Annotated in this window: 18 protein-coding genes and 1 other RNA gene; 9 read left to right on the top strand and 10 right to left on the bottom strand. The window is 63.7% G+C overall.

Annotated features, from left to right (window positions below):
• Positions 1-143: 143 nt before the first annotated feature.
• A complete protein-coding gene (polA, locus tag JQ558_RS09890; protein ID WP_212293522.1) occupies positions 144-3,248 on the bottom strand; it encodes a DNA polymerase I in 3,105 nt (1,034 codons plus the stop codon).
• Between the two features lie 242 nt (positions 3,249-3,490).
• Positions 3,491-4,555 (bottom strand): acyltransferase family protein, encoded by a 1,065-nt coding sequence (locus tag JQ558_RS09885; RefSeq protein WP_212293521.1) that lies wholly within the window; start codon positions 4,553-4,555, stop codon positions 3,491-3,493.
• 214 nt (positions 4,556-4,769) lie between these two features.
• On the opposite strand from JQ558_RS09885, the gene JQ558_RS09880 reads away from it, so the two are divergent.
• The 4 genes from JQ558_RS09880 (at position 4,770) to JQ558_RS09865 (ending at position 11,135) form a co-directional block, all read left to right on the top strand.
• A complete protein-coding gene (locus JQ558_RS09880; RefSeq protein ID WP_212293520.1) occupies positions 4,770-6,089 on the top strand; it encodes a UDP-glucose/GDP-mannose dehydrogenase family protein in 1,320 nt (439 codons plus the stop codon).
• 159 nt (positions 6,090-6,248) lie between these two features.
• Complete coding sequence (gene hrpB / locus JQ558_RS09875) at positions 6,249-8,732, top strand: ATP-dependent helicase HrpB (protein ID WP_212293519.1); 2,484 nt, start codon at positions 6,249-6,251, stop codon at positions 8,730-8,732.
• A gap of 142 nt (positions 8,733-8,874) precedes the next feature.
• The gene (locus tag JQ558_RS09870) at positions 8,875-9,387 is read left to right on the top strand and encodes a TIGR02281 family clan AA aspartic protease (RefSeq protein WP_249142406.1); all 513 of its coding nucleotides are present in this window, start codon (positions 8,875-8,877) and stop codon (positions 9,385-9,387) included.
• A 248-nt stretch (positions 9,388-9,635) separates the two neighbouring features.
• Positions 9,636-11,135, top strand: a complete 1,500-nt coding sequence (locus JQ558_RS09865; RefSeq protein ID WP_212293518.1) for a phosphomannomutase/phosphoglucomutase — start codon at positions 9,636-9,638, stop codon at positions 11,133-11,135.
• Between the two features lie 148 nt (positions 11,136-11,283).
• Here the strand turns inward: JQ558_RS09865 and JQ558_RS09860 are convergent, their stop codons facing one another.
• From JQ558_RS09860 to JQ558_RS09835, 6 genes are all read right to left on the bottom strand, one after another.
• On the bottom strand, positions 11,284-12,750 hold the full coding sequence (locus JQ558_RS09860) for a methyl-accepting chemotaxis protein (protein ID WP_212293517.1): 1,467 nt from the start codon (positions 12,748-12,750) through the stop codon (positions 11,284-11,286).
• Between the two features lie 36 nt (positions 12,751-12,786).
• On the bottom strand, positions 12,787-13,119 hold the full coding sequence (locus JQ558_RS09855; protein WP_212293516.1) for a hypothetical protein: 333 nt from the start codon (positions 13,117-13,119) through the stop codon (positions 12,787-12,789).
• A gap of 84 nt (positions 13,120-13,203) precedes the next feature.
• Entirely contained in the window at positions 13,204-13,704 is a 501-nt protein-coding gene (locus tag JQ558_RS09850; RefSeq protein ID WP_212293515.1) for an Lrp/AsnC family transcriptional regulator, read from the bottom strand.
• Positions 13,705-13,773: 69 nt separating this feature from the next.
• Positions 13,774-14,736, bottom strand: a complete 963-nt coding sequence (locus tag JQ558_RS09845; protein ID WP_212293514.1) for a sugar kinase — start codon at positions 14,734-14,736, stop codon at positions 13,774-13,776.
• A 93-nt stretch (positions 14,737-14,829) separates the two neighbouring features.
• Positions 14,830-15,780 carry an NAD(+) diphosphatase gene (gene nudC / locus JQ558_RS09840; RefSeq protein ID WP_212209311.1) on the bottom strand — a complete coding sequence of 317 codons (951 nt, stop codon included), beginning with the start codon at positions 15,778-15,780 and terminating at the stop codon, positions 14,830-14,832.
• 4 nt (positions 15,781-15,784) lie between these two features.
• Positions 15,785-16,207, bottom strand: coding sequence for an HIT domain-containing protein (locus JQ558_RS09835; protein WP_212293513.1), 423 nt, complete (start codon positions 16,205-16,207; stop codon positions 15,785-15,787).
• A 229-nt stretch (positions 16,208-16,436) separates the two neighbouring features.
• Here JQ558_RS09835 and ffs point away from each other — a divergent pair.
• The 3 genes from ffs to JQ558_RS09820 all read left to right on the top strand — a co-directional run bounded on the left by ffs (position 16,437) and on the right by JQ558_RS09820 (position 18,814).
• Positions 16,437-16,533, top strand: an RNA gene (gene ffs / locus JQ558_RS09830) — signal recognition particle sRNA small type.
• A 109-nt stretch (positions 16,534-16,642) separates the two neighbouring features.
• Positions 16,643-18,469, top strand: coding sequence for a DNA polymerase III subunit gamma/tau (locus JQ558_RS09825; RefSeq protein ID WP_212275121.1), 1,827 nt, complete (start codon positions 16,643-16,645; stop codon positions 18,467-18,469).
• A 24-nt stretch (positions 18,470-18,493) separates the two neighbouring features.
• Positions 18,494-18,814, top strand: coding sequence for a YbaB/EbfC family nucleoid-associated protein (locus JQ558_RS09820; protein ID WP_192739178.1), 321 nt, complete (start codon positions 18,494-18,496; stop codon positions 18,812-18,814).
• A gap of 22 nt (positions 18,815-18,836) precedes the next feature.
• Here JQ558_RS09820 and JQ558_RS09815 read toward each other — a convergent pair whose 3' ends face one another.
• Complete coding sequence (locus JQ558_RS09815; RefSeq protein WP_212293512.1) at positions 18,837-19,289, bottom strand: hypothetical protein; 453 nt, start codon at positions 19,287-19,289, stop codon at positions 18,837-18,839.
• A 77-nt stretch (positions 19,290-19,366) separates the two neighbouring features.
• Here JQ558_RS09815 and recR point away from each other — a divergent pair, with 77 nt between their 5' ends.
• Both recR and JQ558_RS09805 read left to right on the top strand, forming a co-directional pair.
• Entirely contained in the window at positions 19,367-19,972 is a 606-nt protein-coding gene (recR, locus tag JQ558_RS09810; protein WP_212293511.1) for a recombination mediator RecR, read from the top strand.
• Positions 19,973-19,998: 26 nt separating this feature from the next.
• Positions 19,999-20,442: a hypothetical protein gene (locus tag JQ558_RS09805; protein ID WP_212293510.1), complete on the top strand. Its 444-nt coding sequence runs from the start codon at positions 19,999-20,001 to the stop codon at positions 20,440-20,442.
• Positions 20,443-20,612: 170 nt separating this feature from the next.
• On the opposite strand, the gene JQ558_RS09800 is transcribed toward JQ558_RS09805, so the two are convergent.
• Positions 20,613-21,977: an AmpG family muropeptide MFS transporter gene (locus JQ558_RS09800; RefSeq protein WP_212209316.1), complete on the bottom strand. Its 1,365-nt coding sequence runs from the start codon at positions 21,975-21,977 to the stop codon at positions 20,613-20,615.
• Between the last annotated feature and the right edge of the window lie 43 nt (positions 21,978-22,020).

Below are 22,020 nucleotides of genomic sequence, written 5' to 3'. Positions count from 1 at the left end.
CACGTGTCCCGGACGCGGTGCAGCGTTCTTCACGGTGCACCGCAGAGCCGGGACCCATCTTTCACAGAAGATGGACCCCGGATCAGCAGCGCACCACGCCGCAAGGGCGGCGTGCTGCGCAGCATCCGGGGAACGCCATCGAACTAATGCGCCTCGTCCCAATTATTCGCCGCCCGCGCATCCACCTGCAGCGGCACCGAGAGCAGCACGGCCGGGAACGGTGCGTCCTGCATCACGTGCTGCACGACAGGCAGCGTCGCCGCGACTTCGTTCTCGGGCACCTCGAAGATCAGCTCGTCGTGAACCTGCAGCAGCATCTGCGCCGAGAGCTTCTTCTCGGCCAGCGCATCTTCCATCCGGATCATGGCGCGGCGGATGATGTCGGCGGCGGAGCCTTGCAGGCGGGCGTTGATCGCGGCGCGCTCGTTGAAGGAGCGGACCGAGGCGTTGCTCGCCTTGATATCGGGGTAGTGGCATTTGCGGCCGAACAGCGTCTCGACATAGCCGTGGGCTCGGCAGAAATCCCGCGTCGCATCCATGTAGGCGCGGATGCCAGGAAAGCGCTCAAAATACTTCTTGATGTAGGCCGAGGCCTCCTCGCGCGCGATGCCGAGCTGATTGGCGAGCCCAAACGCCGAGATGCCGTAGATGATGCCGAAATTGATCGCTTTCGCGCGTCGGCGCACCTCGCTCGGCATGTCCTTGATCGGCACGCCGAACATTTCGGAAGCCGTCATGGCGTGAATGTCGAGCCCGTCGCGGAAGGCCTGCTTCAGCACGGGAATGTCGGCGATTTCGGCCAGCAGCCGCAGCTCGATCTGCGAATAGTCAGCCGACACCAGCTTGTGGCCGGGGGTGGCGATGAAGGCGCGGCGGATCTTGCGGCCGTCCTCGGTACGCACCGGAATGTTCTGCAGGTTCGGCTCATTGGACGACAGCCGCCCGGTTGTGGTCGCGGCCAGCGCGTAGGTGGTATGAACGCGGTGGGTCTGCGGATGCACATAGATCGGCAGCGCGTCGGTATAGGTCGATTTCAGTTTCGAGACCTGCCGCCATTCCAGAATCTTCTTCGGAAATTCGTGGCCCTGTTCGGCGAGTTCATCGAGCACCTGCGCCGAGGTCGACCATGCGCCGGTCTTGGTCTTGGTGCCGCCGGTGATGCCCATCTTGCCGAAGATGATATCGCCGATCTGCTTGGGGCTGCCGACATTGATCGGCTCGCCCGCGATTTCCTGCAGTTCGGCTTCGACCCGTGCGGCGGTCTGGGCGAACTCGCCTGATAACCGCGACAGCACCTGGCGGTCGATCGAAATGCCGCGCCGCTCCATCCGCGCCAGCACCGAGATCAGCGGCCGTTCCAGCGTCTCATAGACCGCGGTCATGCGGTCGGCGACGAGCCGCGGCTTGAGCACACGCCATAACCGCAAGATCACATCGGCGCTTTCGGCCGCATATTCCGTCGCCTTGTCGATGGCGACCTGGTCGAAGGTGAGCTTGTTCTTGCCGCTGCCGGTGAGCCCGGCATAATCGACGACGGCATGGCCGAGCCAGCGCTCGGCGAGCCCTTCGAGCCCATGGGCGTTGCGGCCGGCATCCAGCGCATAGGACATCAACTGCGCATCGTCATGGTTGCGGAGTGTGATGCCGTGCTGGGCCAGCATCACGGCGTTGAACTTGATGTTGAAGCCGATCTTGAGAATGCCCGCCGATTCCAGCAGCGGCTTCAATGCGGCAAGCGCATCGCCCGCCTTGATCTGGTCCGGCGCGAGGCCGGCGTCGAACAGGCCGGCACCGCCGCCGGACTGCTTGTGGCCGAGCGGGACATAGCAGGCATCGTCGGGCGCCAGCGCCAGCGCAATGCCTGAGATCTCCGCCTGCATCGGATCGATCGAGTCTGACATCGCCTCGATGACGAAATGGCCGACATCGTGCACCCGCGCCAGCCAGGCCTTGAGCTGATCGAGGCTGCCGATGGTCTGATACTTCTTGCGGTCGAACGGGATTTTGCGGATCGCCGCCTCGCGCGCGCTCGCGAGCGAGATCGGGCTGCCTTTCAGGCTTGAGGCCTTGTCTTGCCGATCACCCGACCCCTTGGCCGGTGTGCTGGTCTTCCCGCCGGCACCTTTCTCCGCAAACAGGTCTCCACTCGGGCCGTCACGTTCCCCGACTTTCTCGGCAATTGGCAGCACCCCAAAAACGCTTGCCCCGCTTTTGTTGCCGGCATCCGCCTCCACATCGGACGGATCGATCTGCGAATAATCGGCAACGCGGCGGGTGAGGGTGGAGAACTCCATCGCCTTCAGGAACGCGATCAGTTTTCGCGCGTCGGGCTCATGGACCGCAAGATCATCGAGCGGCACGTCGAGCGCGACCTTGTCGTCGAGCAGCACCAGCTGCCGCGAGATCCGCGCCTTCTCGGCATTCTCGATCAGCGCCTCGCGCCGTTTCGGCTGCTTGATCTCGCCGGCGCGCAGCAGCAGTGTTTCCAGATCGCCATATTCGACGATTAGTTGCGCGGCGGTCTTGACGCCGATACCGGGCACACCAGGCACGTTGTCGGTCGAATCCCCTGCGAGCGCCTGGACTTCGACGACCTTCTCCGGCGGCACGCCGAACTTCTCGATCACCTCCGGGATGCCGATGCGGCGGTCCTTCATGGTGTCGTACATGGTGACGCAGTCGGTCACCAGCTGCATCAGATCCTTGTCCGACGATACGATGGTTGCGGTGGCGCCGCGCTCGCAGGCCAGCCGTACATAGGTCGCGATCAGATCGTCGGCCTCGAAGCCCACCTGTTCCAGGCAGGGCAGGTCGAACGCGCGCACCGCCTCGCGGATCAGCGCGAATTGCGGGATCAGATCGTCCGGCGCCGGCGGCCGGTGCGCCTTGTAGTCGGGGTAAAGCTTGTTGCGGAACGTGATCTCTGATTTGTCGAAGATAATCGCCAGATGGGTCGGCCGGTTGTCCTCGGGCATGTCGCGCAGCAGCTTCCACAGCATGTTGCAGAAGCCGAGCACGGCATTGACCTGCAACCCGTCGGATTTGCGGTTCAGCGGTGGTAGCGCGTGATAGGCGCGGAAGATGTAGGAGGAACCGTCGACCAGAAAGACATGGTCGCCCTTGCCCGGAACTTTGGCAGGCACCTTGGCTTCAGCCTTTGTTTCGGCCTTGGTCTGAGACTTGGTCTCGGACTTGGCTGCGGCTTTGGCGGGGGCGGGTTTGTCGGCTTTGGGGGCTGTTTTCGGCATGGCCGAAACTTAGGGATTTTTGCGCGGATTGACAGCCTCGGCGGGCGATTTTCCACGCTGTCATCAGCTGCCATTCAGGCGGGAATCCGGAATGGCCCAAGAACCAATTTTCGTCGTCCCGGCGAAGGCCGGGACCCATACCGCGTGATCTATCGATCGAGTAAATCTGGCTGACGCCTTCCGCTAAACGAAGGCCGGTGGTTATGGGTCCCGGCCTTCGCCGGGACGACAAGAGGAGAAACCTATTCCGCCGCCTGCAACACCGGGGCAACCTTCTTCGGCGCGATCCAGAACGCGCCGGGGCGATCGAACAGGAAGTTGGCATGCAGCGCCAGGGCCAGCCGCCAGATCGCCAGCGCGCCGACGACGCCTGCGACGGTGACGATCAGAGAGATCGTGCCGACGTCGAGGAGTCCACTGCGCAGCAGCACCGCCCTTGTCGCCGCCATCGGCAGGAAGAAGGCGAGATAGATCACGATCGAATGCTCGCCGCAAAAACGCAGGAAATTGAGCCAGCGCATGCGCGCCAAAAGTGTGCCCATCACGATGATGGCGCCGGCGCCGGCAAATCCCAGTGCGAGCGAGATCAGCGGCCAGTCGCTGTAGCCCGCAATGACCAGAACGCCATTGATCAAAGCCCACAATGCCAGACCCGCGAGCGCGAGTGCGGGCCGCGCCCGCGCGCGGTCCGACACGGCAAAGACGTAGGAAGCCAGCCAATAACCCGCATAGAAATAGACGAAGCGCGCGCAGAATTCGTCGATCACGGTCCAGCCGGTCGCGACATGCGCCATTTCCAGCAACGCGGCCGCGGCAAAGATCGCCAGCGGCGGGGCGCTGCGTGTCAGTTTTGTGACGACAAAGAAGATCGGCAGCAGATAGATGAACCACAGCGTGCCGAACGGCTCGATGAAGGATTCCAGATACAGATAGCCGACATGTGCCCAACCGGACCCGGCGGCGAACGACGGCGCCTTGAAGCCGAACTGGATCGTCACCCACAGCACGTAGAAATAGACGAAATGCACCACCTTGCGATCGAGATAGGTGCGCCAGTCGCGGTCGATCACGACCGCCAGGAACAGGCCTGAAATCAGGAAGAAATCCGGCATCCGGAACGGTTTGGCGAACATGACGAGCCAATGCATGAAACCGGTCTGGCCCGCCGCGGCTTCAACCCCCAGCACCGAATGCATCATCACGACCATGACGATGCAGATGCCCTTGGCATAGTCGACCCAGTCAATGCGTCCGGCCACGAAAGACGTGGCGCGTTCGGCGACAGGTAATGTGCCGTTTGGTGTCATGGTTGTCCTGTTTTGGCCCGTTGGCGCCGCATCATCGGCCCGATCCGTTGCTTTCTCCTTTATTCATACAAATGACATGCCGGTTTTCTTGCCGATTTCTTTGCCGGCCTTATTGCCGCTCTCCGACGCTTTTCCGGTTTCCTCTTTGCCGCCAAATGCTTTAAGAGGCGGGCAGAATCTGAACCGACGTTAACCATCAAAGCGGGCTGTTTTCATGCGCATTGCCATGATTGGCACGGGCTATGTGGGGCTGGTATCCGGCGCCTGTTTTGCCGATTTCGGTCACCAGGTTACCTGCGTGGACAAGGACGGCGACAAGATCGCCGCGCTTCGGCGCGGTGAGATCCCGATTTTCGAGCCTGGGCTCGACGCGCTGGTGGCCTCCAATGTGAAGGCCAAAAGGCTGGATTTCACCACCGACCTGACCGGGCCGGTTGCGGACGCCGACGCGGTGTTCATCGCGGTCGGCACGCCGTCGCGGCGCGGCGATGGTCACGCGGATTTGAGCTACGTGCACGCCGCCGCGCGCGAGATCGCTGCAGTGCTCAAGGGGTTTACGGTCGTGGTCACCAAATCGACGGTGCCGGTCGGCACCGGCGACGAGGTTGAGCGGCTGATCCGCGAGGTCAATCCGTCAGCCGATGTGGTGGTTGCCTCCAATCCGGAATTCTTGCGCGAGGGAGCGGCGATCCGCGATTTCAAGTTCCCCGACCGTATCGTGGTCGGCACCTCGGACGAGCGCGGGCGCAAGGTGCTCGGCGATATCTACCGGCCGTTGTCGCTCAACCAGGCGCCGCTGATGTTCACGGCGCGGCGCACCGCGGAACTGATCAAATACGCCGCCAATGCGTTCCTCGCCACCAAGATCACCTTCATCAACGAAATCGCGGATCTTTCGGAGAAGGTAGGCGCCGATGTGCAGGAAGTCGCGCGCGGCATCGGGCTCGACAACCGCATCGGCGCGAAGTTCTTGCATGCCGGCCCCGGCTTCGGCGGCTCGTGCTTCCCGAAGGATACCCGCGCGCTGGTGAAGATCGCGCTCGATCACGACGTGCAGCTGCGCATCGTCGAGGCCGTGCTCGGGGTCAACGACAACCGCAAACGCGCGATGGCGCGCAAGGTGTCGAACGCGGCCGGTGGCAGCCTGCGCGGCAAGACGGTCGCGGTGCTCGGCCTCACCTTCAAGCCCGACACCGACGACATGCGCGAGGCGCCGTCGCTTCCGCTCATCACCGGACTGCTCGACATGGGCGCCAAGGTCCGCGCCCACGATCCGGTCGGCATCGAGCAGGCGCGCAAGGAATTGCCCGATATCGAATATTGCGACGACCCCTATGACTGCCTGCGCGGCGCTGACGCGATGGTTGTCGTGACCGAATGGGTGCAATACCGCACCCTCGACCTGGAGCGCGTGAAGCGCGAGATGGCCAAGCCGGTCGTGGTCGACCTGCGCAACATCTATCGCCCCGAGGACATGGCGGCCCACGGTTTCACCTATGACAGCGTGGGGCGGGGGACAGACCCCGCAGTTTGATGCGCTTTCTTCCCTTCTCCCCTTGTGGGAGAAGGTGGCGCGAAGCGCCGGATGAGGGGTCTGCATCCGCGGAGACAGACCCCTCACCCGTCTGCGATGCTTCGCATCGCAGCCACCCTCTCCCACAAGGGGAGAGGGGAAGAACCGATACGAGCCGAATTGCCCCTGACTTTCGACACGCCACTTCCGATCGACGCGGCACTCCCTGAGCTGACGCGCACGCTGGCGGACCACAATTCCGCGGTGCTGGTGGCGCCGCCGGGCGCCGGCAAGACGACGCGGGTGCCGCTGGCGCTCTTGGATGCGTCCTGGCTCAAGGGCAAGAAGATCATCATGCTGGAGCCGCGGCGGATCGCGGCGCGCGCCAGCGCGGAACGGATGGCGCGGACGCTCGGCGAGCGCGCCGGCGAGACCGTCGGCTATCGCGTCCGCTTCGGCTCCAAGATATCGCGCGCGACCCGGATCGAGGTCGTCACCGAGGGAATCTTCTCGCGCCAGATTCTCGATGATCCCGAACTGAACGGCGTCGCCGCCGTGCTGTTCGACGAATTCCACGAGCGCTCGCTCGATGCCGATCTGGGTCTGGCGCTGGCGCGCGATGCGCAAACCGGCCTGCGCGAGGATTTGCGCATTCTCGTGATGTCGGCGACGCTCGACGGCGCGCGGGTCGGCAAACTTTTGGGCGACGCGCCTGTTGTCGCCAGCGAAGGCCGCGCCTATCCGGTGGAGACGCGCTATCTCGGCCGCAAGTCGGACGCGCCGCTGGAGCGGCAGATGGCGGACGCGATCGCAACCGCGCTGCGCGCCGATCCCGGCTCGGTGCTGGCGTTCCTGCCGGGCGCCGCCGAAATTCGCCGCACGCAGAATTTTCTCGGCGAGCGGGTCCATGATGCCAGCGTCGAGATCGTGCCGCTGTTCGGCGCGCTCGACGCCGCCGTGCAGGACCGCGCGATTGCGCCCGCGCCCAAGGGGCAGCGCAAGGTGGTGCTGGCGACATCGATTGCCGAGACCTCGCTGACCATTGAAGGCGTTCGGATTGTCGTCGATTCCGGCATGGCGCGGGTGCCGCGCTATGAGCCGGATATCGGCCTGACCCGGCTGGAAACCGTGCGTGCCTCGCGCGCCGCGGTCGATCAGCGCCGCGGCCGCGCCGGCCGCACCGAACCTGGCGTATGTTACCGGCTGTGGGACGAGCCGCAGACGGCATCGCTCGCCGCCTACACGCAGCCCGAAATTCTGTCGGCCGACCTGTCCTCGCTGGTGCTCGACCTCGCGCAATGGGGCGTGCGCGATCCCGCGACCCTGGCATTCCTCGATCCACCGCCGGCACCTGCGTTGAAGGAGGCCAACAGTCTTCTTTCCGAACTCGGCGCGCTCGACGGCGACGGCCGGATCACCGCGGAGGGCAAGAGCCTGCGCGCGCTGGCGTTGCCGCCGCGGCTGGCGCGCATGATCGTGGACTCGCATCGCGCCGGCGCGGGCGAGGAAGCCGCCGATATCGCCGCTGTTCTGACCGAGCGCGGCCTCGGCGGCGACAGCGTCGATCTCGATCACAGGCTGGATCAATTCCGCCGCGACCGTTCGCCCCGTGCCGCCAGCGCGCGCAGTCTGGCGCAGCGCTGGGCCTCGCAGGTGGCCGCCGAAGCGCCGGCTTCGTCCGCGCAAGCGGACGGCGATCTGAGCACCGGCGTCATGCTGGCATTTGCCTTCCCCGACCGGGTCGCCCGCAACCGGGGCAACGGCAGTTTTGTGCTCGCCAACGGCAGGGGGGCGGCCGTGGAGCAGACCTCGTCGCTGGCGCGCGCGCCCTATATCGCGGTTGCTGAACTGACCGGCACGGCCGCACAGGGCCGCATTCTGCTGGCGGCGCCGATCGCGCAGGAAGAGATCGAACTGCGCTTCGCCGACCAGATCGAGAACGCCGAGGAGATCACGTTCGATCGTGGCGCGATGGCGCTCCGTGCCCGGCGCAAGCGCAGCCTGCACGCCATCACGCTGTCGGAGGCGCCGATGGCGCTGTCACCTTCGGCGGAGACCGCAAAAATCTTCGCTGCCGGACTGGTCGCCCTCGGGCTAGACAGGCTGCCGTGGTCGAAATCATCAAAGCAATGGCGCGACCGCGTCATGTTCCTGCGCAAGGCCGAAGGCGACAGCTGGCCTGATCTGTCCGACGACGCACTCGCGGCCACAAGCGAGGCGTGGCTGGAGCCCGTTCTCTACGACAAGACCTCACTGAAAGACTTGGCGCCCGGCGATCTCTCCGACGCGCTGATGGCCTTATTGTCGTGGGATCTGCGGGCGCGGCTGGAGCGCGAGGCACCGACCCATTTCGAGGCGCCGACCGGCACCATGCTGGCGATCGATTATGAAGCCGAGCAGGGGCCGACGATCGCGGTTCGGCTGCAGGAATTGTTCGGGCTCAACAGCCATCCCTCGATCGCCAAGGGCGCGGTGCCGCTGGTGCTGGAACTGCTGTCGCCGGCGCAGCGGCCGGTGCAGGTGACGCGCGATTTGCCGGGGTTCTGGCGTGGCAGTTACGCAGCCGTGCGTTCCGACCTGCGCGGCCGCTATCCTCGCCATCCCTGGCCGGAAGACCCGGCCAATGCCTTGCCCACGCGACGGGTCAAGCCGCGCGGAACGTGAAGGGCGCAATTGCGCGCCTTCGTTAACGCTTCGCTCATCCTTTTCGCCAAAATGGCAGCCTCGGCCGGCGTTGTTAGTCGCGGCTTGGCCGGCGCCGTGGTGTGATCGGCGGTCTGGCCCTAAATGTATCGAGTGTGGCGTCATGCGTAACCTGATGATTTTTGCCGCCGTCCTGGTTGCCCTCGGCAGCTTCATGGCCCAGATGGCGGATAAGTTCGCGCCGGCGCTCGCCAATACCGCCCCGCCAAAAGCGCAGGCCGCAACAACGGTCGCGCAGGCCAGCGGCCGCAGCCTCAGCATTCCCAGAGACGCCCGCGGCCATTTCCAGACCGACGGCCGGATCGACGGCCAGCGCGTCGACTTCATGGTCGACACCGGCGCCTCGCTGGTGGCGCTGAACGAAAAATCTGCGGCGCGGTTCGGCCTGCGCCCCTCGCGCGGCGACTACAACGCGACCGTCACCACCGCCAACGGCACCATCAAGGCCGCACGCACGCGGATTGCCATGATTGACCTCGGTGGAATCGTGGTGCGCGACGTCGACGCCATGGTGCTGCCCGACGAAGCCCTTTCGGAAAATCTGCTTGGCCTGTCGTTCCTGTCGAAGCTGAAGCGCTTCGAATACGCCAATGGCCGACTGGTGCTGGAGCAATAAAGCGTTTTCGAGCGAAGCATGCCCTCGGACTTGATCCGAGGGTGGATGCCGGTTCGCGTGAAGAAAACGCGTCAAAACAGGAATTTAGAGCTTCAGTTCTGATGCAATCAGAGCTGAAGCTCTAGGCAGTTCTGCCTTCAAATCCGCCGCAATTAATCGCCAAAAGCCGCTAATCCCGCCTTCCGCTGCGCCTGCGCTTTCGCTAAGCCTGCGGCGCTGCCCTTCTATGTCTCAAGAGGCCATCCCCCATGTTTCCGAAGCCGAAATCCGTGCTGGTTCCGAATACCTATGCCTATGAATCCGAGCCGATGGTGAAGGCAACGGGTTTTCGCGAATATGACGCGCGCTGGCTGTTCGGCAAGGAAATCAACCTGATGGGCATTCAGGCGCTGGGCATGGGGCTCGGCGCGCTGATCGCGGAACGCGGCGTCAAGCAGGAGATCGTCACCGGGCACGACTTTCGCGGCTATTCGGCCTCGATCAAATACGCGCTGATTTCGGGCCTGATGGCGGCGGGCTGCAAAGTGCACGATATCGGGCTCGCGGTGACGCCGATGGCCTATTTCGCGCAGTTCGACCTCGACGTGCCCTGCGTCGCGATGGTCACCGCGTCGCATAACGACAATGGCTGGACCGGCGTCAAGATGGGCGCCAACCGGCCGCTGACCTTCGGTCCCGACGAGATGACGCGGCTGAAGGAAATCGTGCTCAACGCCGATTTCAAGAACAAGGCCGGCGGCTCCTACCAATTCCACGAGAATTTTCCGGCGCGCTACATCGCCGACCTGACCCAGCGCCTGAAGCTGAAGCGCAAGCTGAAGGTCGTGGTCGCCTGCGGCAACGGCACCGCGGGCGCGTTCGCGCCGCAGGTGATGGAAGCGATCGGCTGCGAGGTGATCCCGCTCGATACCGAGCTTGATCACACCTTTCCGAAGTACAATCCGAACCCCGAAGACATGGAGATGCTGCACGCGATCCGCGACGCCGTGCTCGCGCACAAGGCCGATGTCGGCCTCGGCTTCGACGGCGACGGCGACCGTTGCGGCGTGGTCGACAATACCGGCGAGGAGATCTTTGCCGACAAGGTCGGCGTGATGCTGGCGCGCGACATGTCGGCGATCCACAAGGATGCGTTGTTCGTGGTCGACGTGAAGTCGACCGGACTTTTCGTCACCGATCCCGTGCTGCAGAAGCAGGGCGCCAAAACCGAGTATTGGAAGACCGGCCATTCCTACATGAAGCGCCGCACCAACGAGCTTGGCGCGCTGGCGGGATTCGAAAAGTCCGGGCATTTCTTCTTCAACAAGCCGTTCGGCCGGGGTTATGACGACGGCCTGGTTTCGGCGATCGCGATCTGCGAGATGCTCGATCGCGCCACCGGCAAGTCGATGGCAGATTTAAAAGACGCGCTGCCGAAAACCTGGTCGTCGCCGACGATGTCGCCGCATTGCGCCGACGAGACCAAATACGGCGTCGTCGACGCCGTGGTGAAGCATTTCGAGACGCTGCAAAAAAAGGGCGAGAAGGTCGCGGGCCAAAAGATCCGCGATCTCGTCACCGTCAACGGCGTGCGTGTCACGGTCGAAGATGGCAGCTGGGGCCTGGTGCGGGCGTCTTCCAACAAGCCGGAGCTGGTGGTGGTGGTCGAGAGCCCCGTTGCCGAGCAGCGGATGCACGACATGTTCGAGGCGATGAATGTGGTGCTGCGCACCCATCCCGAAGTCGGCGAGTATAATCAGAAGATTTGAGGGACGTTCAAACACGCCACGCCCACAGCTGTCGTCCCCCGCGAAAGCGGGGGATCCAGTATGCCGCAGCTTCTCGGTTCTATCATCGGCGTCTCTGGAATACTGGGTCGCCCGCTTTCGCGGGCGATGACACCGAAATTATTGAATCCTACGCCGCGTGAAGCGAGCCGAGGAAGCTGTCGACTTCGGATTTCAGCCGGTCCGATTGCGACGACAGGCCATTCGCGGCGTCGAGCAACCGTGCCGTCCCGCGGCCGGCTTCATCGGAAGCCCGGCTGACGCTGAGGATGCTGTCGTTGACATCCCTGGTGCTATCAGCGGCCTGCTGCACGTTCCCCGCGATTTCCCGCGTTGCGGCGCCCTGCTGATCGACCGCGGCGGCGATTCCGCTTGAGATCTCGTCGATCTCGGCGATGGTGCCGCTGATCACCTGGATGGCGTTGACGGCTTCGCCGGTGGCGGTCTGGATGGCTTGAATCTGCGCGGAAATTTCCTCCGTCGCGTTCGCGGTTTGATTGGCCAGCGCCTTGACTTCGCTCGCTACCACCGCAAATCCCCTGCCATGTTCGCCGGCGCGGGCGGCTTCGATCGTGGCGTTCAGCGCCAGCAAATTGGTCTGGCTGGCGATGCTCTGGATCAGCGTCACCACTTCGCCGATCTTCTGGGTGCCGGCGGCAAGTCCCTCGACCACGGCGTTGGTCCGACGCGCCTCATCGGCGGCCTTGTTGGCGATCTCGGCGGAGCGCGTCACCTGCTGGGCGATGCTGTTGATCGAAGCCGCGAGCTCTTCGGTTGCCGATGCCACCGTTTCCACGTTCGCCGAGGCCTGCGTCGATGCGGCGGCGACCGTGGCGGTCTGCCGCGAGGTTTCAGCGTTGCTGTCGCTCATCGAGGCCGACAGACCTTGCATCTCGCTGGCCGCCACGGCGACGGCCTCGACGACGCCGCTGATCCTGCGCTCGAAGCCGGCGGACAGTTCGCGCCTTGCCGCATCACGGTCGCGCTTGGCTTGCTCGGCCATGTTGCGGTCGGCAGTGGCGCGCGCTTCGGCAGCGCTGGCCGCATCGGCCTCCGCGGTCTTCTGTGCGGCCATTTCGAACAAATGGGTGACCGTGGTCGTGAGCCAGATCAACACGCCTGCCTCGATGAGGAGGATGACGGCGTGGAGAACGACACGGCCAAAATCGGAGCCGCCGGGATAGACCGCGGCCGGCAGCAGGAAGTTCAGCGTCAGGTGGTGCAGCGCGACAGCCGCGGTACCGAGGACGATCGGCCGGTAATCGCAATAGGCGACCAGGCAGGCCAGCGCGGCGAAGAAGTACATGTGCATGTCGACCTGCCAGCGATGTCCCGCGAGCTGGAAGACAAACATGGCGACATCGGCCATTAACGCGACCGCAACGATCAGGCGGGTGGAAAGCCCGTTCCCCGACATGCGCCACGACACGGTCGCGGCCAGTGCCATTGCGGCCATGAATGCGGCCGGTACCAGCCAGTCGGCGTCGCGCGCCATACCGATGACGAGCGCGATCGGAACGTGCAGCCAGAGCACCGCGAGCAATATCTTGCTGGCTGTTTCGCGCAGGATTACCAGGTCTTCGCTTTCGAAGGTCATTCCCAGCTCCCAGATTGTAGGTCGTCAAGTACGCGTCTATTTCGTGAAGCAGGCCGAGATCGCCTGCGGGTCCATGGTCAGCCAGGCGCCGGCCTTGCGCAGTTGTGTCAGCCCGTCATTGTCGTCCGGTCGCACGATCAGAAGGGCCGGAACGGCGGTCGTCCTGACGATGGCGGCGTTGGCGGACGCGGTAGCAATGAATGCTTGCTGGCCGCTCCACCAGGGCGGGAAAGCCACCGCCACGACCTCGGCGCCGGTCCTGACCTGCAACGACAGTGCTGCGATTCCGATCCAGCTCGCGATCAGCAGCGCGGCAGCGTTCAGCCAGACAGGCCGTCGGGTCGTTGGAATGATTTTCCCCCGCTCCATCACAGAACAATATCGTGACGAAGCTAACGGCGCGTAAACCTTCAGCCTAAGGTAGCGTTGTCGCGGCGCAACATCGGACGGCGGTTACGCCGCCGGGACCGGCAGTGCGGTGACCGACTTGATCTTCTCCATCGCAAAGCGCGAGGTCACGTTCTTCAGCGGCACGGCGCTGATCAGCTTTTTGTAGAACACGTCATAGCTCGCCATGTCGGCGACCACGACGCGCAGCATGTAATCGACGTCGCCCGCCATCCGATAAAACTCCATCACTTCGGGCATGGCGCTGACGGCACTGGCGAAGGTCTTCAGCCAGGCTTCGGAATGATCGGAACTCTCGACCGAGACGAATACGGAAATGCCGAGCCCGATCTTGTTCTGATCGACCAGCGCAACCCGGCGCAGGATCACGCCGTCGGCCTCTAACCGCTGGATGCGCTTCCAGCACGGCGTCGAGGACAGCCCGACCCGGTCGCCGATCTCGGCTACCGACAGCGAGGCGTCCTCCTGCAGCACCGTCAGGATTTTGCGGTCGATGGAGTCAAGGCGGCGATTGGCTTCGTGAAGCTGGACTGCAATGTCGGTCATGAGAAGAATGTTCCATGAATGAGGCTTTCATTCCTCATATATAGAAAATTCTTCTATAGCAAGCCTATCTTATTGGCCGGTCGAGGCCGGGCTGGTACTCTGGCCTTGGCTCAAAAGCTCTTCAACTTCAATACGTTGCGGGGCAGCAAAGGCGCCGCCAAAGCGGGTGCATTTCAAGGCCGCGGCAGCCGAGGCAAACCGAAGCGCCTGCTGCAATTCCTGCCCCTCGGTGATCGCGAGCGCGAAGGCGCCGTGGAACACGTCACCGGCGCCTAGGGTGTCGACGGTATGGACCGGGAAGGCCGGGGTTTCCTGGATACCCCCGTTCTCGTCGAGCCAGATCGTGCCGCGCGCACCGCGGGTCCCCGCCAGGAACGACTTGGTCAGCTTTGCGATTTTCTTCAGGGCATGAGCGTCGTCGGCGACATCAGCGGTCTCCTGCAGCGGCTCGCTCGAGAACACCAGATGCGAGGACGCATTGAGCAGCCCCTCGCGCAGCGACATCGCGCGATCGACGTCGACGATCACAGGGATGCCGCGCCGTTGCGCCTCGGCGCATAGATCCGTGCAGAATTCCGCGCAACGACTCTCGGTGAGAATGGCGGCACAATCGTCCAGCAGCGTGTCGAAGTCGGGCAACTTGACCTTCCACAGCTCCGGATCGCGGAAGGTCACGATGGTGCGCTCGCCGGAAGGATCGATCATGACAGCCGAGATCGGCGTCACCAGGCCCGGCATGTGGATGAGATGTTTCGTCTCGATGCCCTCATGCGCCATCTGATCGAAGATGAAGCGAGCAGATGTTTCCTTGGCATCGCCCATCGGCCCGCAGATCGAGGCGCGTCCACCGAGCCGAACGATGCCGATCGCGCCATTGAGCGCGTTGCCGCCACAGATTTCGTCGAATGCGGTGGCGTTCTCCTTGGAGCCGCGCCCAGGAACACCTGGCGTATGAAAGGTCAGGTCGCGCACCGGCATGCCGATGCACAGGATGCGCGGCGGGGGTTTCGGCGCTTTATCGTGAAAATTCATGCCGGAATCCGTCATGTCGGTTCCACCGTGTGCCGGAACCCGGAAAAGCGATGCAGTCCGGGGGTAATGATCTGGTCCATCGGAGAGTTCCCGCTATGCGCCCGAATCGTTAGCCCCATGCACCCAGCGGCCGATCAAATGGTGAGCGATCGCGAACGGATGCGCGGCAAACATGCCGTCGGGATGTGTGCGGCTGTGCATCAGGGCCACTTCGTCGCGAGTGAACCAGCGTGCATCCTCCAGTTCGGCCTTGTCGACCACGATTTCGTCCGAGGTTGCGCGCGCGGCGCATCCGATCATCAGCGATGACGGGTAAGGCCACGGCTGCGTCATGTAATAGGTCACGTCGGTGCAGTGAATTCCGGATTCCTCGAAAATCTCGCGCCGGACCGCGTCCTCGATGGTTTCGGCGACCTCGACGAAGCCCGCCAGGCACGACCACATCCCCGGCAAAAACTGCTTCTGCCGTCCCAGCAGACATCTGTCGCCATGAGTGACCAGCATGATGACGACCGGATCGGTGCGCGGAAAATGCTCGGCCTTGCAGTTCGGGCAGTCCCGCTTCCAGCCACCCTCCTTCATCGCGGTGCGGGTGCCGCAATTGGCGCAATAGCCATGGCGCTGATGCCAGCTCACCATCGATTTCGCCATCGCGATCGCCGAGAGCTGTTCGGTCGGCACCGCGCCCTGCATCACCATGCCGCGCAGGTCGGTGACCGCGACGTCGTCGCGCGTCAGCAGCTTTTCCACCGCCGCCGCCGCAATCCCCATGCCGAAAACCGGCGCACCGTCGCGCAGGCCCAGAAAGATCGTGCCCGGATTGGCGCCCAGTTTCGCGGCCTCATCGACGCTGAGCAGGACGCGCGATCCTCCGGCCTCCTGCCGCACCACCAACGAGTCACGGTAGATCACATAGGCGCCGGCGTCGCGGTGGCTTTCCAGCGCGAACAGTTTCTCGTCATTGCTGCGCAGATGCGCGGCGCGGTCGAGAATGTCGGTGACGAAAGCGGGCTTGCCGAGCGGAAACGAATCGAAAATTGACATGAATTCAACCTAGCCAAATCTTGCGGCGGAGCGCGCTGATGAAATTCTGGACTTCCTCGGCGTCATGCGCCAGTGGCGGCATCACGCCCCAGACCGGCCGCGGCCAGGCGGCGTCGCTGGTGCGGCGCGCGACGACGTGAACATGGAGCTGTGGCACCAGATTGCCCAGTGCCGCGATATTGAGCTTGTCGCATTTGGTGATCTCTTTGAGGGCACGGGCGACGCGCGAGACTTCCGTCATCAACTGCGCCTGGGCGACCTCGTCGAGATCGATGATTTCCACCGCCCCCTCGCGGCGCGGCACCAGCAGCAGCCACGGGTAATGCGCGTCCTTGATCACCAGCACCCGGCACAGCGGCAGGTCGCCAATGTCGATGGTGTCTTTCTTGAGCTGGGAGTGCAGCGACCAGGCGGCGTCGGTGGACATACGTATTCCTCGTCGTGGTCGGGCATAGCCGTCTGAAGGACGGCGTCGCTTCTGCTCGCCTATCCCCGGCCATCCACGTCTTTCTGGTTGGGAACCGAGGAAGGCGTGGATACCCGGCAACAAGGCCGGGCATGACGGCAAGTAAAGCCTTTCCGCGTTTCTGCACAAGTCCCGCAAACTCTGCTCGCCCCGCTTGCTTTCCGGCCCTTTTGGCCCCAAATAAGGACCGGGAGATTGGCGGTGGACGAGCCACTCGCCAACCGGGTCAGGTCCGGAAGGAAGCAGCCCTAACGAGGTCCGGATCGGGTCGCTCGTCAGTCTCCTACCTGTTTTTCGAGCGAATCGCGCTCAAGGCGGCGAGGCCCGCCTTTGGCGCTTGATTCCTCTCCCGTTCCGCAAGCCGGCCTTGAGAGACAATCAATTGCGGATCGACCGATGAGTGATGCTGGCGCTCCCCCCGAAAATGCAGGCCGCCTCGATCTCGGCGGGCTGCCGGAGGCCGGAAAGCCCTACCGGGTGCTGGCGCGCAAATACCGCCCCTCCAGTTTCGAGGATTTGATCGGCCAGGAGGCCATGGTCCGCACCGTTTCGAATGCGTTCGAAACGGGGCGAATCCCGCAGGCCTGGATTCTGACCGGGGTGCGCGGGGTCGGCAAAACCACCACGGCGCGGATTCTCGCCCGCGCGCTCAATTACGAAATGGCCGACGGTTCGGTGAAGGGACCGGCGATCCAGATGCCCACGCTCGGCGTGCATTGCCAGGCGATCATGGAAAGCCGGCACATGGACGTGCTGGAAATGGACGCCGCGTCGCATACCGGCGTCGACGACGTGCGCCAGATCAATGACAGCGTGCGCTATGCACCGGCCTCTGCGCGCTACAAGGTCTACATCATCGACGAAGTCCACATGCTGTCGACCGCGGCCTTCAACGCCTTCCTGAAGACGCTGGAGGAGCCGCCGGAGCACGCCAAGTTCGTGTTCGCGACCACCGAGATCCGCAAGGTGCCGGTCACGGTGCTGTCGCGCTGCCAGCGTTTTGACCTCCGCCGCGTCGAGGCCGACGTGCTGATGGGGCACCTGTCCAACATCGCGACCAAGGAAGGTGTCGAGGTTGAACCCGAGGCGCTCGGCATCATCGCGCGCGCCGCCGAAGGCTCGGTGCGCGATTCGTTGTCGCTGTTCGACCAGGCGATCGCGCATGCGGCCGGCACCGTGCGCGCCGACGCAGTGCGGCAGATGCTTGGGCTCGCGGACCGCACGCGCGTGATTGATTTGTTTGAATCGCTGGCCCGCGGCGACATCGCCAGCGCCTTCAAGGAATTCCGCGAGCAATATGATGTCGGCGCCGATCCGGTCGTGGTGCTGTCCGATCTCGCCGAGTTCGTCAATTTCGTCACCCGCGTGAAAGTCGTGCCGGCCACCGCCGACAACGTCGCCTATGGCGAGACCGAACGCGTGCGTGCCCGCGATTTTGCGGCAAAATTGTCGATGCGGGTGCTGTCGCGCATGTGGCAGATGCTCCTGAAAGGCATCACCGAGGTGCAGACCGCGACGCGGCCGGCGGCGGCGGCCGAAATGGTGCTGGTGCGCATCGCCTATGTCGCCGACATGCCCACGCCAGACGAAGCGATCAGGATGCTTGAACAAAACGGCGGTGGCTCGCCGGTCGTTTCGGCAAGTGCTGCGCCCTCGCGCGCGGCGCCGGCCTCGACCGTGTCTTCCATGTCGTCAGCGCCGATGCGCGGGCCCACGGCGCAAAGGTCCGGCGCCGAGGCGTCCGCGCGCCCGCAAATGGCCGCGCCCGCGCCGGAGCCGCAGTCTGCGCCCGCTTTGCGGATCACCAGCTTTGCGCAGCTCGTCGCGCTGGCCGGCGAGAAGCGCGATCTGCTGATCAAGGCGGCGCTCGAGGCCGACATGCGGCTGGTGCGCCTGGAGGATGGGCGGCTGGAAGTCGCGCTCGAACGCCACGCGGCGCGGGCGCTGGTCAGCGATCTCTCCCGCAAGCTGGAACTATGGACCGGCCGGCGCTGGACCGTGATCGTCTCCAACGAGACCGGCCAGCCGACGGTTCGTTCGCAGAACGAGCATGCGAAGAACGAACATGCGCGGGCCGCGGAAGCCGATCCGCGCGTGCAGGAAGTGCTGGCGCGGTTCCCGGGCGCCAAGGTCGTCGAGGTGCGCAAGCTTGCCGCCGAGCCGCCGGAAACCGACGCGATCGGTGAGGACCCGGCCGAGCGTTCGGACAGTGACGACGATTGATCGATATCTTGAGAGGACGCAACCATGGCTGATTTTCTCGGCATGATGAAGCAGGCGGCGCAGCTGCAATCCAAGATGCAGGCGATGCAGGAAGAACTCGGCAATGTCGAAGTCGAGGGCATTTCCGGCGGCGGCATGGTCGCCGTGCGGATGACCGCGAAGATGGAAGTGAAGGGCGTCAAGATCGACCCATCGCTGATGAAGGCGGAGGACCGCGAAATCCTCGAAGACCTGCTGGTGACGGCGCATAACGACGCCCGGCGCAAGGCAGAAACCGCGATGCAGGAAAAGATGCAGGCGCTGACCGGCGGTTTGGGCTTGCCGCCGGGCCTTGGCTTGACTTGAACGTGAACAGATCAACCCAAAGTCAGGAAGCTCTTGTGACGCCGGCTCGGCGAATGCCGACGAAAATCAGGATCGCAAAGCCAGCCAGCAAGGAAACGAACCTTATCCAGTCGTCCAGATACCACCAGTAGCTCCAGTATCCCCAGGATACGGACAAAATGCCGCCTAGTATCAAACCTGTTCCGATAGCCTGAAACGCGAGATACGCGCCAATGAAGATTGCGGCAACGCCCAGTGGCGTGGATACAATCACGAGAATTCGAGCGAATTCCTTTGCTGCGTCGGCATATTTCTTTTGGCGCTCTTGCTCCTTGGCGAGGTATTCTTTTCTCTCGTCGGCCGTGGCATTTGGTGGAATCTGTACGATCGAGAATTCACGCTTCGGCGGGGAATGAAATGTGGAAACGCCGTAGTGAATCAGCAAGGGAAATATGATGGCTATGCCAAAGCCGATCGCAATTTGACGCGCTAACATCTGATCCCATTCATGGTCGCGCGGAGAAACCGCGTTGAACCTTGGTTATCACAACTCCTGCGAGTTTCAATCATCTCATGGCTACCGCGGTTGCCGGCCCCGAAATCGAACGTCTGATTCAGCTGTTGGCGCGGTTGCCGGGGCTTGGGCCGCGTTCGGCGCGGCGCGCGGCGCTGCATCTGATCAAGAAGCGCGAGGCGCTGATGACGCCGCTCGCCGGCGCGCTGCAGGTGGCGATCGAAAAGATCCAGGTCTGCAAGGCCTGCGGCAATATCGATACGCAAAATCCCTGCACGGTCTGTACCGATCCGCGGCGCGATCCCACGACCATCGTCGTGGTCGCCGACGTCGCGGATTTGTGGGCGCTGGAGCGCGCCAATGCGACCAACGGCCGCTATCACGTGCTGGGCGCCACGCTGTCGCCGCTCGACGGCGTCGGTCCGCAGGATCTCACCATCGACGCGCTGGTGGCGCGCGCACATGACCAGCAGGTGAGTGAGATCATCCTGGCGCTGAATGCAACGGTTGATGGCCAGACCACGGCGCATTACATCACCGATTTGTTGCAAGAGGCCAATGTCAAGGTCACACGGCTGGCCCATGGTGTTCCAGTCGGCGGCGAACTTGATTATCTCGATGAAGGTACGCTATCGGCTGCGATGCGACAGCGAACACTGTTCTGATTCTCTTTATCATGGAACTATCGGAAATGACGAAACGACGATTCGCCATACGCTCGGCTTTTGTGTTGGTAATGGTCACGGCGTTTGCTGCGCCTGCTGGCTCCGCGCAGACGGCTCAGCAGGAGGAACCTGCACCGGCCAAGGCAGGCAAGCTGATCAATGTTGGAGACATCCTCTCGGGCGAACTCAACGCCATGAAGACGCGCAGCGGCAAGCGTGGCGCGAAGGTCTCGACCTACCAGATCACGTCCGAGCCGCGTCGCCTGCCGCCACCGAGCGGTCTGTGCAACCTCGAGACTGGGCCGGAGACTTTCCAACTCGTCATCACCAGCGACGCGCAGGCTGCGCAGTTGAAGGGCAAGGTCGGCAAGGAAATTTCGGTGAAGGTCGATGAAGTCGCCTGTGCCGAGGCTGCCGGACAAATGAGCGAAGCCGTGATCACCAAGTGGAGCGTCGTGACCAAGAACTGAGTTTGTCGCGGCCGCTGTCACAAACTCCACTGTCATCGCCCGGCTTGACCGGGCGACCCAGTACGCCGCGGCTTCTCGATTCAGCAACCGGCGTTTCTGGAATACTGGGTCCCCGCCTTCGCGGGGACGACAACCGAGGTTGTTGACACAGCGTTCAACGCCCTTGCAGCCTAAACCTTCATCGGCCCCAGTTCATCGAAATGCCCGCGTCGCTGCAGCCACACCAGCAGGATCAGGCTCGGCACCGCGACCAGTACGGAGACCACGAAGAACAGCGGCCAGCCCGTCGCCTCGGCCACATAGCCCGAGCCAGACGATAGATAGATACGGCCGACTGACGCCAGTGCGGTGAGCAGCGCATATTGCGTGGCGGTGTGCAGCGGATTCTTGCATAGCGCAGAGAGATAGGCGACGAAGATCACCGTGCCGATCGCGCCGGTGAACGCTTCCACCGAGACGGCGACGGTCAGCGCCCATTGCTGCGGCCCGACCAGCGCCAGCCAGGTGAAGGTGAGGTTGGACACCGCCTGCAGCAGGCCGCCGATCCACAGGCAGGTCACCAGCGAGGTGCCGCGCGCGAGAAAGCCGCCGGCGAAACCGCCGACCAGGGTCGCGGCCAGGCCGACTCCTTTGACGATGATGGCGTAGTCGTTGCGCGTGAAGCCGATGTCGATGATGAACGGCACTGTCATCGCGCCGGCGAAGGCGTCGGTGAACTTGAACAGCATCACGAACACCAGCACGATGATGGCATAGCGCTGGGTCAGGAACTCGCTGAAAGCGCCCATCGCGGCCTCGGCGATGCGGCTGACCGAAGGCTTTCCGCCTGCTGCGGCGTCAGCAATACGGGACTGCTCCGGCTCCCGCGCGCACAGCACCGTGACGATGCCGATCAGCACCAGCGCCGCCATGACAGCGAAACTCGCCATCCAGGCATCGAGCCGAGTCAGCCCAACATATTCGAAGCCGGTGACGAGAAACAGCGCGCCGGCCGTGGACGCCACCATGCCGACGCGATAGGCGGCCACATAGGACGCCATACCGGCGGCCTGTTCGTTCTCCGCTAGGCTTTCGACCCTGTAAGCATCGACCACGATGTCCTGCGTTGCCGACGTCGTGGCGACCAGCAGCGCGCCGAGCGCCACGAAGAACGGCGAGCGTGCGGGATCGGTCAGCGCCAGTCCGAGGATCGCGGCCATCAACAGCAGTTGGGTGAAGACCAGCCAGCCGCGCCGCCGCCCGAGCCAGCGCGTCAGCAGCGGAATGTTAAGGCCATCCACCAGCGGCGCCCACAGGAACTTGAGGGTGTAGGGCGTGCCGACCAGGGTGAACAGCCCGATGGTGCCGAGGCTGACGCCGTTCTCGCTGACCCATACCAGCAGCGTCGATCCCGACAGCGCCAGCGGCAGCCCGGACGAGAAGCCGAGCATCATCACGATCAGCACGCGCGGCTGCAGATACACCGCAAACGCTTCGCGCCAGGAGGGCGCGGACGAGGGTGTTGCCGATGTCGAGGGGGCTTCAGGTGCGTTCATAGACAGGTGTTAGCAGATTCGGCCGCCAAAAATGATACTGTCA

Source organism: Bradyrhizobium sp. AUGA SZCCT0160 (genome assembly GCF_018130105.1).
Classification (GTDB): domain Bacteria; phylum Pseudomonadota; class Alphaproteobacteria; order Rhizobiales; family Xanthobacteraceae; genus Bradyrhizobium.
The sequence above is the reverse complement of the archived record's forward strand: the minus strand, read 5'-3'. Positions and strand labels throughout refer to the sequence as shown.